Annotated in this window: 11 protein-coding genes; 6 read left to right on the forward strand and 5 right to left on the reverse strand. The window is 71.2% G+C overall.

Going from position 1 to position 14,256, the window contains the following annotated elements; translation table 11 throughout:
• Nucleotides 1–474: 474 nt before the first annotated feature.
• Together HTZ77_RS48170 and mgrA are read left to right on the forward strand one after the other, a co-directional pair.
• Nucleotides 475–2,592 carry a S9 family peptidase gene (locus HTZ77_RS48170; RefSeq protein ID WP_328808556.1) on the forward strand — a complete coding sequence of 706 codons (2,118 nt, stop codon included), beginning with the start codon at nt 475–477 and terminating at the stop codon, nt 2,590–2,592.
• Complete coding sequence (gene mgrA, locus HTZ77_RS12605; protein ID WP_175589744.1) at nt 2,589–3,590, forward strand: L-glyceraldehyde 3-phosphate reductase; 1,002 nt, start codon at nt 2,589–2,591, stop codon at nt 3,588–3,590. Before HTZ77_RS48170 ends, mgrA begins: the two co-directional genes overlap by 4 nt.
• Here mgrA and HTZ77_RS12610 read toward each other — a convergent pair.
• Nucleotides 3,559–5,937 carry a lysylphosphatidylglycerol synthase transmembrane domain-containing protein gene (locus tag HTZ77_RS12610; RefSeq protein WP_175589745.1) on the reverse strand — a complete coding sequence of 793 codons (2,379 nt, stop codon included), beginning with the start codon at nt 5,935–5,937 and terminating at the stop codon, nt 3,559–3,561. The two genes, mgrA and HTZ77_RS12610, sit on opposite strands and share 32 nt — an antisense overlap.
• 251 nt (nt 5,938–6,188) lie before the next feature.
• Here HTZ77_RS12610 and HTZ77_RS12615 point away from each other — a divergent pair, with 251 nt between their 5' ends.
• Nucleotides 6,189–8,228, forward strand: coding sequence for a molybdopterin-containing oxidoreductase family protein (locus tag HTZ77_RS12615; RefSeq protein ID WP_175589746.1), 2,040 nt, complete (start codon nt 6,189–6,191; stop codon nt 8,226–8,228).
• Here the strand turns inward: HTZ77_RS12615 and HTZ77_RS12620 are convergent.
• Nucleotides 8,194–8,979, reverse strand: coding sequence for an alpha/beta hydrolase family protein (locus tag HTZ77_RS12620; RefSeq protein ID WP_175589747.1), 786 nt, complete (start codon nt 8,977–8,979; stop codon nt 8,194–8,196). The two genes, HTZ77_RS12615 and HTZ77_RS12620, sit on opposite strands and share 35 nt — an antisense overlap.
• Before the next feature lie 67 nt (nt 8,980–9,046).
• Between HTZ77_RS12620 and HTZ77_RS12625 the strand changes: the two genes are divergently transcribed.
• Complete coding sequence (locus HTZ77_RS12625) at nt 9,047–9,589, forward strand: PadR family transcriptional regulator (protein ID WP_175589748.1); 543 nt, start codon at nt 9,047–9,049, stop codon at nt 9,587–9,589.
• Here HTZ77_RS12625 and HTZ77_RS48705 read toward each other — a convergent pair.
• Entirely contained in the window at nt 9,568–10,491 is a 924-nt protein-coding gene (locus HTZ77_RS48705) for a GNAT family N-acetyltransferase (RefSeq protein WP_175589749.1), read from the reverse strand. The two genes, HTZ77_RS12625 and HTZ77_RS48705, sit on opposite strands and share 22 nt — an antisense overlap.
• A 61-nt stretch (nt 10,492–10,552) precedes the next feature.
• Between HTZ77_RS48705 and HTZ77_RS12635 the strand changes: the two genes are divergently transcribed.
• Nucleotides 10,553–10,939 (forward strand): VOC family protein, encoded by a 387-nt coding sequence (locus HTZ77_RS12635; RefSeq protein WP_175589750.1) that lies wholly within the window; start codon nt 10,553–10,555, stop codon nt 10,937–10,939.
• Here HTZ77_RS12635 and HTZ77_RS12640 read toward each other — a convergent pair.
• Together HTZ77_RS12640 and HTZ77_RS12645 are read right to left on the reverse strand one after the other, a co-directional pair.
• On the reverse strand, nt 10,936–11,376 hold the full coding sequence (locus HTZ77_RS12640; protein WP_205302594.1) for a hypothetical protein: 441 nt from the start codon (nt 11,374–11,376) through the stop codon (nt 10,936–10,938). The genes HTZ77_RS12635 and HTZ77_RS12640 overlap by 4 nt on opposite strands.
• Nucleotides 11,377–11,458: 82 nt before the next feature.
• Nucleotides 11,459–12,256, reverse strand: a complete 798-nt coding sequence (locus tag HTZ77_RS12645; RefSeq protein WP_235994649.1) for a class I SAM-dependent methyltransferase — start codon at nt 12,254–12,256, stop codon at nt 11,459–11,461.
• Nucleotides 12,257–12,359: 103 nt separating this feature from the next.
• Between HTZ77_RS12645 and HTZ77_RS12650 the strand changes: the two genes are divergently transcribed.
• Nucleotides 12,360–14,165 (forward strand): acyl-CoA dehydrogenase, encoded by a 1,806-nt coding sequence (locus tag HTZ77_RS12650; protein ID WP_175589752.1) that lies wholly within the window; start codon nt 12,360–12,362, stop codon nt 14,163–14,165.
• Nucleotides 14,166–14,256: the final 91 nt, after the last annotated feature.

The raw sequence follows: 14,256 nt of genomic DNA on the forward strand, positions 1-14,256 counted from the left end.
CTCCATTAAAGGTCTGATACCCAACTAAAAAGGAATCCGTCACCGGCTTTCGCCGATATGACGGGGTCATGCATTGTTCATGCACTGGCTTTTAACACACTGTTGAGTTCTCAAGAAACGGACGCGTTCTCCCCGGTCCTACGAGAGGCGCTTTTCGTTTCGTTCGTTCGTTGTGTCTTTATTCTTTCAGCGACCGTATTTTCTGTCAAATTCGGCGCTTTCGGAATTCCGACCGCACCCCGTCTCCGGGGCAACCCCTCTAACTTACCAGCCCGCAGCCATGCTCCGAACCGACTCGCCAGAGGGGGGTTGTCGACGATCGACACAGCCCATGCCGAATCCACCGGAGTGGAGAAGAAGGGTTGTGCCGCACCTCGTCGGCTTCACAAGATTAGCAGCGCCCCTGAGTGCTCGGACCGTCTTCGTCGAGCTTCCCGGCCACAGAAGGATTACGGCCGAACATAGACTCCCCACGTGAGCAGCGAAACCCAAGCGACGACGCCTCCGGTGGCGAAGAAGGTTCCGACCGAGCGCACCCATCACGGCGACACCGTGATCGACGAGTACGCCTGGCTCGCCGACAAGGACGATCCGGACACGGTCGCCTATCTGGAGGCGGAGAACGCCTATCTCAAAGAGCACACCAACCATCTCGGCGATCTCCAGGAGCGGCTGTTCCAGGAGATCAAGGGCCGGGTCCAGGAGACCGACCTGTCGGTGCCGAGCCGCAAGGGCGGCTGGTGGTACTTCTCCCGCACCGAGGAGGGCAAGCAGTACGCCGTCTCGTGCCGCGTGCCGGCGTCGGGCGAGACCCCGCCGGAGATCAAGCCCGGCGAGCGGCTCGACCAGGAGCTGGTCCTGCTCGACGGCAACGAGCTGGCGGGCGACAGCGAGTTCTTCTCCGTCGGCGTGAGTTCCGTCTCGCCCGACGGCACGATGCTCGCCTACTCCACCGACTACAAGGGCGCCGAGCGCTTCACGCTGAGGTTCAAGAGCCTCGTGACCGGCGAGGTGCTGGCCGACGAGATCGAGGACATCTTCTACGGCGGCGCGTGGTCGTCCGACGGCTCGACGTTCTTCTACACCCGCGTGGACGACGCGTGGCGGCCGCACCAGGTCTACCGTCACACGCTCGGCACGCGCGACGACGTGCTCGTCTACGAGGAGTCCGACGAGCGCTACTGGGTCGGCGTCTCGCTCACCCGCAGCGAGAAGTACCTCGTGCTGGGCGCGGGGAGCAAGATCACCAGCGAGGTGCGCGTCCTGGACGCCGCCGACCCGACCGGCGAGTTCCGGATCGTCCGTCCCCGGACGGTCGGCGTGGAGTACGGCGTCGAGCACGCGGGCGGCTTCTTCTACGTGCTGCACAACGAGAACGCCGAGAACTTCGAGCTGGCCACCGCCCCGCTGGACGACCCCGGCACGTGGACCCCGCTGATCGCGCACCGCGACGACACGCGGCTGCTGGAGATCGACGCGTTCGCGGGCCACGCCGTCGTCCACTTCCGGCGCGACGGTCTCACCGGCATCCGGGTCCTTCCCTACGGGGAGAGCGGGGACGGCTGGCGGGCGCGGGCCGAGGCCGCGGCCGGGGCCTCCGCGTACGAGATCGAGTTCCCCGAGCCGCTGTACGACGTGAGCCCCGCGGGCAACCCCGAGTTCACCACCGGGCGGCTCCGGCTCGGCTACACGAGCATGGTCACCCCGTCGAGCGTCTACGACTACGACCTGACCGCCCGCGAGCTGATCCTGCTGAAGCGGCGCGCGGTGCTGGGCGGCTACGACCCGGACGACTACGAGCAGTTCCGCGAGTGGGCGACCGCGGAGGACGGCACGCGGGTGCCGATCTCCCTGGTCAAGCGGAAGGACACCGCCACGCCCGCGCCGACTGTCCTGTACGGCTACGGCAGCTACGAGACCTCCATCGACCCGGGCTTCTCGGTGCCCCGCCTGTCGCTGCTCGACCGCGGCTTCGTCTTCGCCGTGGCCCACGTGCGCGGCGGCGGCGAGCTGGGCCGGCGCTGGTACGAGGACGGCAAGCTCACGCGCAAGCGCAACACGTTCACCGACTTCGTGGCGGCGGCCCGGCACCTGAAGCAGGCGGGCTGGAGCGGGCGCGTCGTGGCCCGCGGCGGCTCGGCCGGCGGCCTGCTCATGGGCGCGGCGACCAACCTGGCTCCGGAGGAGTTCGCGGGCGTGGTGGCCGAGGTGCCGTTCGTCGACGCGCTCAACACGATCCTCGACCCGTCGCTGCCGCTGACGGTCATCGAGTGGGACGAGTGGGGCGACCCGCTGCACGACGCCGACGTCTACGCGTACATGAAGAGCTACACGCCGTACGAGAACGTCGACGGCCGGACGTACCCGCCGATCCTGGCCATCACCAGCCTCAACGACACGCGCGTGCTCTACCACGAGCCCGCGAAGTGGGTCGCCCGGCTGCGGGCCACCGCGGCCGGCGGGCCGTTCCTGCTGAAGACCGAGATGGGCGCGGGTCACGGCGGCCGGAGCGGGCGTTACGACGCGTGGCGCGAGGAGGCGTTCACGCTCTCCTGGATCATCGAGCGAGGCACCGAGGGGAGCGCCGCGTGACGTACACGGCGGACGCGGGCCGCTACGAGCGGCAGCCGTACAACCGGAGCGGCCGGAGCGGGCTGCGGCTGCCGGCCGTCTCGCTGGGCCTGTGGCACAACTTCGGCGACGACCGGCCGATCGCGACGTCGCGGGAGATCCTGCGGCGCGCGTTCGACCTCGGGGTGACGCACTTCGACCTGGCCAACAACTACGGCGTGCCGTACGGCTCGGCGGAGCGCACCTTCGGCCGCATCCTGCGCGAGGACTTCGCCCCGTACCGGGACGAGCTGGTCATCTCCACGAAGGCGGGCTACGACATGTGGCCCGGCCCGTACGGCGAGTGGGGGTCGCGCAAGTACGTGCTGGCCAGCCTCGACCAGTCGCTGCAGCGGATGGGCCTGGAGTACGTCGACATCTTCTACAGCCACCGTCCCGACCCGGACACGCCGCTGGAGGAGACGATGGGCGCGCTGGACCGGGCGGTGCGCTCGGGCAAGGCGTTGTACGCGGGCGTCTCCAACTACTCGGCCGAGCAGACGGCCCAGGCCGCGCGGATCATGCGGGAGCTGGGGACGCCGCTGCTCATCCACCAGCCGTCGTACTCGATGATCAACCGGTGGATCGAGGAGGGCGGCCTGCTCGACACGCTGGAGGAGTCGGGCATGGGCTGCATCGTCTACTCGCCGCTGGCGCAGGGGCTGCTGACCGACCGCTACCTGCAGGGGGTGCCGGCCGGGTCGCGGGCGGCGACGAGCAGGTTCCTGAGCGCCGACGACATCGACACCAAGCTGGCGGGCGAGCTCAACGAGGTCGCGCGGGGCCGCGGTCAGACGCTGGCGCAGATGGCGCTGCTGTGGACGCTGCGCGACCCGCGGGTGACGAGCGTGCTCATCGGCGCGAGCAGCGTGCGGCAGCTGGAGGACAACGTGGCGTGCGTGGACGGCCCGGCCTTCACCGAGGACGAGCTGCGCGAGATCGACCGCATCACAGAGCCTCGTCGCGCTGGAGATGGGTGAACGCGGCCCAGCCGGGCAGCACCGGCAGCCAGAACGTGAGCAGCCGGTAGAGCAGCACGGCCGAGGTGGCCAGCGGCGCGTCCAGGCCGGCGACGGTCAGGCCGAGCGTGAGCGAGGCCTCGACCGCGCCGAGCCCGCCCGGCGTGGGCGCGGCCGAGCCTATGGCGTTGGCGGTGAGGTAGACGACGGCGACGGTGGTGAAGCTGAGCGAGCCACCGAACGCCGCCACGCACGCGTCGAGGCAGGCCACGAAGGCCAGAGTGATCATGAGGGTGCCGGAGCACGCCTCGATCATCTTGCTGGGCGACTGGAGCACGTCGAGCAGCCGCGGCAGCACGTTGGAGAACAGCCGCCGCATGCGCGCGGTGACGAGCCGGCGCAGTTGCGGCACGCCGAGGAGCACCACGGCCAGCACGGCGACGGCGAGCATCGCCACGACCAGCCCGCGGGACGGGGTGAAGGACGTGGCGGTGTTCGACCCGGTGATGTAGGCGAACAGCAGCAGCAGCCCGATGTGGAAGATCAGCATGACGAGCTGCGAGGCGCCCACGCTGGCCATCGCCGACGCGGGTGAGATGCCGCGCTTCTGCAGGTAGCGGGTGTTGATGGCGATGCCGCCCACAGCGGCCGGCGCGACCAGCTTGACGAACGACGACGCGAACTGCACGAGCACGGTGCGCCAGAGGGGCAGGTGCTCGGGCACGAACCCGCGCAGCATGAGCGCGGCGGCCACGAAGCTGACGAACGAGGCGACGAGCGCGGCGCCGGACCACGCCCAGTTGGCCGTGGTGACGACCTGGACGAGGTTGACCCGGCTGAGCTGCGACAGCAGGAAGTACGCGGCCAGGGCGCTGGCGATGATGGTGACGAGGGTGCGCGGCCGGAAGCGCTCCAGCCGGATCTCCTCGACCTTGCTCTGCGGCTTGAGCGCGACGATCTGCTCGCGCAGGTTGCCGAGCAGGGCCTTGTCCTTGGCCAGGGCCGCGCGGGTCTCGCGGGTGAGCGCGATGCGCTGGAGCAGCGGCAGGGCGGCGGCGAGCGCGTCGGGCCCCATGACGGCGGCGGCGGAGCGGACGGAGCGCTCGGGCCCGACGCGCAGCGCGAGGTAGGTCAGGAGCTGGGCGACGTCGAGCCGGAGCAGCAGGTCGCCGGCCGCGATCTCGCCGCTGCGCGCGTCGGTCAGCACGACGCGGCCGGCGGGATCGAGGTGGATGCCGTCGCCGGTGAGCCGCCGGTGGGCGAGCCGCTGGATCTGCAGCAGCTCGATCTGCTCCCAGATCTGGGCGAGCACGTTGTCGTCGATCTCGGAGTCGGGCACCTCGTCGAGGGGCCGGGTGTCGAGGTGCTCGTAGGCGAGCAGCGCGGCCTCGGTGCCGATCTCGCTGGTGCCGAGGAGGCGGGGCGTGCTGGCGCCGGCGGCCTGGGCGGCGTAGGCCATGAGCGCCTCGCGTTCCAGCTCGGCGCGGAGCGAGCGGATCGCGCGGCGGCGGGTCTCGGAGTTGAGCCGGATGCGCCGCCACAGCCGGTACGGCAGGCCGGCCACCTGGCGGTCGCGGTCGAGGACGGTGACGTCGAGGCTGCTGCCGTCCTTGAGGCCGATGGCGTAGCGGCGGCTGCCCTGGTGGTCGTCGTCGATGCGGCGGGCCGAGACGGGCGTGAAGGACAGCTTGCGCAGGGCGGCGACGACGGCGTTGCCGGGGGGCCGGGTGTTGGGGCTGCCGACGCCGTACAGGGTGCCGTAGCCGATGGCCATGCCGAGCAGGACGGTGGTGACGCCGCCGACGAGCGTGATCTGGTAGCCGGTGAAGAAGGCGAGGGCGTACAGCCCGATGACGGTCCACATGAGGGCGCGCCAGGTGGGGCGGCGGGAGATGCGGACCGCCGTGGAGTAGGCGATGACCGAGGTGAGCAGCGTGTTGAGCGGCTCGATGTCGCGGTTGCCGGTCAGCAGCAGGCGCAGGTCGACGGGTCCGGCGGTGACGATCCAGCTCCCGAGCAGGAACGAGATGACCATGCCGAGGATGGCGGCGACCAGGCCCTCGGCGACGCGCAGGCCGTCGCGGTGGAAGACGCGCTCGACGGCGAAGGCGACGGGCACGACGAGCAGCGCGGCGCCGCCCAGGAACGTCGCGACCCGGCTGAGCAGCTCGGGCAGCCGGGTGGCGCCCTCGGTGACGTCCTTCTCCAGGCCGTTCAGGGTCTGCTTGGCGACGAGCGCGATCAGCAGCACCGCGACCATGGCGGCGAGCGTGGCGCCGAAGCGCAGCAGGTCGGAGGGTCTGCGCAGGCGTTGCGGGAGGAGCGGCTCGACCACGTAGACGTCGTGGTCCGGGCGCGCCTCAGTCACGGCGGGATCCCCTTCCGTGAGGTCCCCCGTGTCGTCACGTTCCCTGATGTCGGCCACCGACAGCGATTCTGCACCTTCCCGGCCGGACCGTACGATCTTTGGCCGTTAGTGTCCCTAATCGTCACCTCGGTCATCGAACCAGGGGTGACGGGTGGTCTCCCTTCGATTTCTACCGCCGCGAGCACCGTGGCGCGTCACGGGGTCCCCCGGTGCGCTCGGAGGAAGGGATGCTGCCCGCATAAGCTGACCACATGTCGGGCGAATTGCGAGTTCTGGGGGCGTGTCCGCTGGACTGCCCGGACGGCTGCTCCTGGGTGGTCACCGTCGAGGACGGCGAGGCCGTGAAGCTGCGCGGCAACCCTGACCATCCCTACACCCGAGGCGCCCTCTGCGTGAAGGTGAATCGTTACCTGGAGCACGCCCGGGCGGAGGACCGCATCCTGTATCCGATGCGCCGCACCGGCCCCAAGGGGTCGGGGCGGTTCGAGCGGATCTCGTGGGACGAGGCCCTGGACGAGATCTCGGCCCGGCTGCGCGGGATCGTCGAGGAGCACGGGGGCGAGGCGATCTGGCCGTACCAGGGCACCGGCTCGCTCGGCTACCTCCAGGGGTGCGAGGGCGCGGCCGGGCGGCGGTTCTGGAACGTTCTGGGCGCCTCCAAGCACTGGCTGAACATCTGCTCCAGCGCGGGCAACTCCGGCCTGACCCTGGCCAACGGCACCCCGGGCGGCATGGACACCGAGGACTTCGCGCTGTCCCGGCTGATCCTGCTGTGGGGGACGAACCCGCTGACCAGCGGCCACCACCTGTGGAAGTTCGTGCAGGAGGCGCGGGCGAACGGCGCGTACGTGGTCGCGATCGACCCGATCCGCACGAGGACGGCCGACCAGGCGGACGAGCACCTGGCCATCCGGCCGGGCACGGACGCCGCGCTCGCGCTCGGCCTGCTCAACGTGGTGCTGGCCGAAGGGGCGCAGGACGAGGAGTACCTGGCCGAGCACACGGAGGGCTGGGAGACGTTCCGCGAGGAGATCCTGGCCCACCCGGTCGAGCGGGTGGCCGAGATCACCGGCATCCCCGCCGGGGCCGTCCACAGCCTGGGGATGAGGCTCGCGCGCACGAGGCCGACCGCCATCCGCGCCACGATGGGCATCCAGCGGCACGAGGGCGGCGGCACGGCGGTGCGGACGATCAACGCGATCGCCGCCGTCACCGGCGACTGGCGCCACCCGGGCGGCGGCGTGGCCTACTCCACCAGCGGCCACGTGCACCTGAACATCGACCCGCGGGACGACCTGCTCGCCCGGCCGGTGCGCACGCTGACGATGACGCGCCTGGGCTCGGAGCTGGCCCCGGAGCGGGACTCGGTCAAGTGCCTGTGGGTGTACGGCGCGAACCCGCTCGGCTCCACCTCCGACACCGGGGCGATCAGGCGCGGGCTGGCCCGCGAGGACCTGTTCACGGTGGTCATGGAGCACTTCCCGACCGACACGGTGGACTACGCCGACATCGTGCTGCCCGCGACCATGCAGATCGAGCACGCCGACCTGCACGCCGGCTACGGGCACATGTACCTGCAGTGGAACGAGCCCGCGGTGGAGCCGCCCGGCGAGTGCCTGTCCACGACGGAGACGTTCCGCCGGCTGGCCCGGCACATGGGGATGACCGAGCCGTCGCTGTACGACTCGGACCTGGAGCTGGCCGAGCAACTGCTCGCGAGCGACCACCCGTCGATGGAGGGCGTCACGCTGGACCGGCTACGCAAGGAGGGCTGGGTGCGGATGAACTACCCCAAGCCGTTCACGCCGTTCGCCGAGGGCTTCCCGAGGAGGTCGGGCCGGACGCGCTTCCCGTCGCGGGGCAAGGCGTACGTGCCGTCGCTGTCGGCGAGGGAGGCGGGCCGCGGGCCGTACCCGCTGACCCTGATCACGCCCGCGGCGCACATGTTCCTCAACACGACGTTCGCCAACAACCCCGAGCTGCGGCGCCGCGCCAAGGACCCGGTGGTGCTGGTCAACCCGGCCGACGCGACCGCGCGGGGGCTGGAGAGCGGACGGCTCGCGCGGGTGCACAACGACGGCGGCGAGTTCCTGGCCGTGGTGGAGGTGAGCGACCGGGTGGCGCGGGGCGTGGTGGCCTCGCCGAAGGGACACTGGCCGAAGCACGTGCCGGGCGGCGCCAACCCGAACGCGGTGGTCCGTGAGGCCGACGCCGATCTCGGCCGGGGCGCGGTCTACCACGACAACCTGGTCGAGGTCACCCCTTGCCCGGCTGACGGTGCCGGTTCATGAACGTGAGGACCCGGTCGAGGACCTGAGGGCCGTAGGAGGCGCCGAACATCGCGGAGGCGTGGGCGCTCTCGCCCTTGACGACGAGGAGCTCGTCGGCGGCGGCCTTCGTGGCGGCGGCGTGGGCGGCCTGGAGGTCCGCGGCGCCGCCGTAGCCGTCGTTCTCGGTGCCGATCTGGAGCAGCGGCGCGGTGATCTTCGCGGCGTCGCCGGGGTCGATCGCGCCCGACAGGGCCACGATCCCGGCGGTCCTGCCGCCCAGCCGGGCCGCCGCGAGCGGCGCGGTGGTGGCGCCGATGGAGCCGCCGACGAAGAACAGCCGCTTGACGCCCTTCTCCTTGGCCAGCCGCTTGGCCATGGCCACGGCGACGTCCTCCGGCGGGGTCCTGCTGTCCCTGGCGTACAGCAGGACGCGGTAGCCGGCCGCCACGAGGCGGTCGGAGAGCGGGCGCCAGGTGCAGACGTTGCCGTTGCGCTCGTACGTGATCACCACGCCGGTCTCGCCCTTGCCCGTGACGACGCCGGGCAGGTCGTCGCCGTAGGTGAAGATCCTTCCGTCGTCCTCGGTGAAGCAGCCGCTGACGTTCGGGCCGGTGACCACCGGCGACGGCGTCGGGGTCGGGGTCGGGCCGGCCGTCGTCGCGGACGGGGTGGTGGGGGTCGCCGGCGGCGGGGCGGCGGTGGTGGTGCTCACTGTGCCCCCGCAGGCGGTGAGCACCACCAGGAGTCCCGCCAGGCCGATGGTCGCGCGCATGCCGTCCCCTCTCCGCAGACTATGTCAGAAGTGACATAGTCTGCGGCAGAATATCCTTGGGCGCACGATGACCTCAACGCTTGGGTACGCGATTCTGGCCGTGCTGGCGCGCGGCGAGCGCACGGGCTACGACATCGCCGCCGCCATGCGCCGGCCCGTGTCGTACTTCTGGACGGCCCGGCACAGCCAGATCCACGCCGAGCTGCAGAAACTGGCGGCCGGCGGGCTCGTCGCGTTCGACGCCCGGCACGGGCCCGGGCCGCAGGACAAGAAGGTCTACCGGCTGACGCCCGAGGGCGGCGACGCGCTGCGGGCGTGGGTGACCGAGCCGCCGCGCGAGCGGCCCGAGCGCGACGAGCTGGTGCTCAAGACGTACGCGTCGTGGCTGGCCGACCCCGGGCTGCTCAGGCGGCTGTTCGCCGAGCAGCTCCGGGTGCACGAGGAGCGGCTGGCCGAGTACGAACGCGAGGAGGAGCGGTTCGGCGGGCCTCCCGACCCGGGAGACCCGCGCTTCGGCAACTACGCGACGCTGCGCTGCGGGCTCGGCTACGAGCGGCACCGCGCCGAGTGGTGCAGATGGATGATGGCTCAGCTCAGCGCGAGCTTGTAGCCCTCGTGGGAGGCGGCGAAGCCGAGCGAGTCGTAGAAGCGGTGCGCGTCGGTGCGCGTCTTGTCGGAGGTGAGCTGCACCACCGCGCAGCCCCGGGCCCGCGCCCGGTCCACCCCCCACTGGATCATCCTGCGGCCCAGGCCCTGTCCCCGCGTGGAGGAGGCGACCCTGACCGCCTCGATCTGGCAGCGCTCGGCGCCCAGGCGCGACAGGCCGGCCAGGTAGGTGAGCTGCATGGTGCCCACGACCTTGCCGCCGACCTCGGCCACGATCAGCTCGTCGTAGGGGTTCGCGTCGATGCGGGCGAACGCCGTCAGATAGCGCTCGTCGGCCGGGTCGCCCTCACGGCGGGCGCCCAGCGGGTCGTCGGCCAGCATGGCCACGATCGCGGGCACGTCTTCGGCCCTGGCCTCGCGGAACAGCAGTGACAGCGCGTACTGCGACTCACCCGCGTCGGGGTTGGACGGCAGCCTCATGGTCTGGCCGGTGGGGGTGAATCCCCTGCGCCGGTAGAGGGCCAGGGCGGACTCGTTGGAGTCCACGCACCACAGCCGCACCTCCTCGGCGCCCGCCGCGCGGGCTCCGGCGATCACCTCGTCCACCAGCAGCGAGCCGACCCGGCGGCCCCGGGCCTCCGGCGCCACCCACATCGCCAGCAGATGGACCCCGCCCTCCTCCTCCCGGGCGCACACCAGCCCGAGATCGGCCGTGCCGTCGGCGGCCACCAGCCACCGCGACTCCGGCGCGCCCAGCCGCTCCGCCCACTGCTCGGGCGTGAAGTCCTTCTCCCTGGCGTACGTGGACGCGAACGCCTCCGGCGCGTCGAGCAGCGCCCTCAATCTGATCTCCCGCAGGCGGTCCACGTCGCCCACGCCCAGCTCCACAAGCACGATGTCCGGCATACCGGGCATCATGCCAGTAACCGGCTTGACGGCTTTGCCGGTGTCACGATTGGGTGATCACATGATTGAGATCCACGCCGTGACCATCGACGCCGCCGACCCGTACGAGCTGGCGAGCTGGTGGAGCAACGCCACCGGGCTGCCGCTCCACGAGGAGAACGAGCCAGGCGACGACGAGGTCATGCTCCGCACCAAGCAGGACCCCTTCCTGCTGTTCATCCGCGTCCCCGAGGGCAAGACCGTCAAGAACCGCGTCCACCTCGACGTCAACGGCACCGAGGGCCGCACCCGCGACGAGGAGGTCGAGCGCCTGCTCGGGCTCGGTGCCACCGTCTTCGAGGACCACCGCAAGGCGGACGGGACCGGCTGGGTGACCCTGCACGACCCCGAGGGCAACGAGTTCTGCGTGTGCCGCAGCCAGGCCGAGAAGGACGGGCTGCTGGGCTAGCGCGCGCGGCCCTTCATGGTCACGGCCAGGATGCCGGCGATCAGGTAGACCAGCGCGCCGTGCCAGATCGCCTGGAAGGCCGAGCCGAACACGCCCTCGCCGTCGAGCACGAGCTGCACGGGGTAGTCGAGGACCGTGGCGATGCCGGCGGGCAGCAGAGCGAACTTCCACGGGTGGTTCAGCGCCCACCGGCGGGCCTGCCGGGTCACCCGGTCGCCCTCGTCCGGCTTGGAGACCGCGCCGATCGCGGCGATCAGGGCGAACAGGTTGATGCCGAGGCCCAGCGCCCACACCAGGTCGCCGTCGCCGAGCAGGGCCCCCAGGCCGAAGCTCGCGCCGGCCACCACACCGCCACCGACGGCCGCGGCCTTCCAAGGGGCGCCGCGCAGCGCGGCACCGGACAGCGAGACTTCGTCGCGTCGAGTGATTTCGTTCATAGGGCCAGGGTGCCTCGCCGGTCACCCTGGCCACATCGGGGTTCGTCCCTGATAAGTCCCCTACCGGCCGCCGCGACCGGGGTCACTCCCACCAGATCGTCACCCAGCGCTCGCGCGGCAGCGGCCACATGCCGAGTTCGAGCGCGGTCTCGGCGACCTCCTCGGCGCGGGACGGATCGAGGCAGATCCGGCGGCAGGCGCCGGCCGCCAGCTCCTCCAGGCTGCTGAATCGTTCCAGCGGCGCCTCGCGTTCCTCGACGTTGACCCGGTACCCGAGGGCGGCGGCCAGCGCGACGCAGTCCTCGGCGATCGGGCGCACCGGCCGGTTGACGCCGTGGAAGTGCTCCCACAGCGGGGTCAGCCAGCTCATGGGGTGGCGGTGGGTGAGCTCGATCACCACCCGCCCGCTCGTGCGCTCGTCGAGGGCGCGCAGGAAGCCGGCCAGGTCGGGCACGTTGTAGACGACGTGCGCGGCCACCGTCACGTCCGCCGCCGGCACCTGCTCGACCACGTCGGGCCAGCGGCCCTCGACCGTGGTGTGCGCGACGCCCAGCTTGTCGGCCCGCACCGCCAGCTCGGCCAGCATCGCGGCGGAGGTGTCGACCGCGTACAGGTGGCCGATCCGCTCGTGCAGCGGCAGCGAGGCGGCGCCCGTGCCGGCGCCGACGTCGAGCAGCGCGCCCCCTTCGGGCAGGGCCTGCGCGAGCCGGGTCATCGTGGGCCCGTCGTCGGGCTCGGCCAGCGCCCTGTCGGTACGCGCGGCGAAGCGGACCGGCGAGTGGCCCCACGGGTCGGCGGGGGCGTTCGCCAGGATCTCGGGCGGGATGGCCCACGATTCCAGGCGTTCTCGCCAGCGCGCGGCGAGTTCTTCGGCGTCCATGGAGATGAGCATGCCACGCATATCCGCTGTTACCCGCGGGTAGCATTGGGAGTAAGGTTACTAGCCAGTAGATAAAGACCTCGGGTCAAGGAGATCAGCACCCATGGGCCACTACAAGAGCAACCTGCGTGACCTGGAGTTCAACCTCTTCGAGGTGTTCGGGCGAAACGAGATCCTCGGCACGGGCCCGTACGCGGACATGGACGAGGACGTCGCGCGCAGCATCCTCGACGAGGTCAACAGGCTGGCCACAGGGGTGCTCGCCGATTCGTTCGAGGAGGGCGACCGCAACCCGCCAGTCTTCGACCCCGAGACGCGCACCGTGACCGTCCCCGCGGGCTTCAAGAAGTCGTACCAGGCGCTGCTCGACGGCGGCTGGGCCAACCTCGACCTGCCCGAGGACCTCGGCGGCCCCGGGATCCCCCGCAGCCTCGCCTGGGCCACGGCGGAGATGATCCTCGGCGCCAACCCCGCGCTCTACATGTACGCCGCGGGCCCCAACTTCGCCTACACCCTGTGGAAGCTCGGCACCCCCGACCAGAAGCGCTTCGCCCAGCTCGCCATCGAGCGCAACTGGGGCGCCACCATGGTCCTCACCGAGCCCGACGCGGGCTCCGACGTCGGCGCCGGCCGGGCCAGGGCCGTGCGCCAGCCCGACGGGAGCTGGCACATCGAGGGCGTCAAGCGCTTCATCACCAGCGCCGAGCACGACATGACCGAGAACATCTTCCACCTCGTGCTGGCCCGCCCCGAGGGCCACGGCCCCGGCACCAAGGGCCTGTCCATGTTCCTGGTGCCCAAGTACCACGTGAACCTCGCCAACGGCGAGCTCGGCGAGCGCAACGGCGTCTACGTCACCAACGTCGAGAAGAAGATGGGCCTGAAGGTCTCCACCACCTGCGAGCTGACCTTCGGCGACCGGCACCCGGCGATCGGCTGGCTCGTGGGCGAGGTCCACGAGGGCATCAAGCAGATGTTCATGGTCATCGAGCACGCCCGCATGATGGTCGGCACCAAGGCCATCGCCACGCTCTCCACCGGCTACCTCAACGCGCTGGAGTACGCCAAGTCGCGGGCGCAGGGCGCCGACCTGACCCGCATGGCCGACAAGTCCGCGCCGCGCGTGACCATCGCCCACCACCCCGACGTACGCCGCGAGCTCATGCTGCAGAAGGCGTACGCCGAGGGCATGCGGGCGCTGGTCCTCTACACCGCGACGTTCCAGGACGCCATCCAGATGGACCCGGACGACCGGCACGCCCACGCCATGAACGACCTGCTGCTGCCCCTGGTCAAGGGCGTCGGCTCCGAGCGGTCGTACGAGCTGCTGGCCCGCTCCCTGCAGACCCTGGGCGGCTCCGGCTACCTCCAGGACTACCCGATCGAGCAGTACATCCGCGACGCCAAGATCGACTCCCTGTACGAGGGCACCACCGCGATCCAGGGCCTCGACCTGTTCTTCCGCAAGATCCTGCGCAACCAGGGCGCCGCCGTCGGCGCGCTGCTCGCCGAGATCGACGCCTTCGCCGGCTCCGAGGCGGGCAACGGCCGGCTCAAGGAGGAGCGCGCGCTGCTCGCCGAGGCCGCCGCCGACGTCAAGGCCATGGGCGACACCATGGCCGGCTGGGCGCTCGGCTCGCTGGAGCAGCCGCAGGAGGTCTACAAGGTCGGCCTCAACACCACCCGGCTCCTGCTCGCGCTCGGCGACCTCGTGATCGGCTGGCTGCTGCTGCGTCAGGCCGAGGTGGCGCTGGCCCGCCTCGCGGACGGCGAGGACCCCTTCTACCAGGGCAAGGTGGCCGCCGCGTCGTTCTTCGCCAAGACCGTGCTGCCGCGCCTGGCGGCCGAGCGGCGCGTGCTCGACGGCACCGGGCAGGAGCTCATGGAGCTGCCGGAGGCGGCCTTCTAGCGACGGTTCCCTCCGTGCTGTGCCTCGACGCCCGCTCCGGCCCCCGGAGCGGGCGTCCCGCGTCCTGGGCCGACGGCGCGGCGGGGGCGTC

This window comes from Nonomuraea montanisoli, from assembly GCF_013363975.1.
In the GTDB taxonomy this organism is placed as follows: Bacteria; Actinomycetota; Actinomycetes; order Streptosporangiales; family Streptosporangiaceae; genus Nonomuraea; species Nonomuraea montanisoli.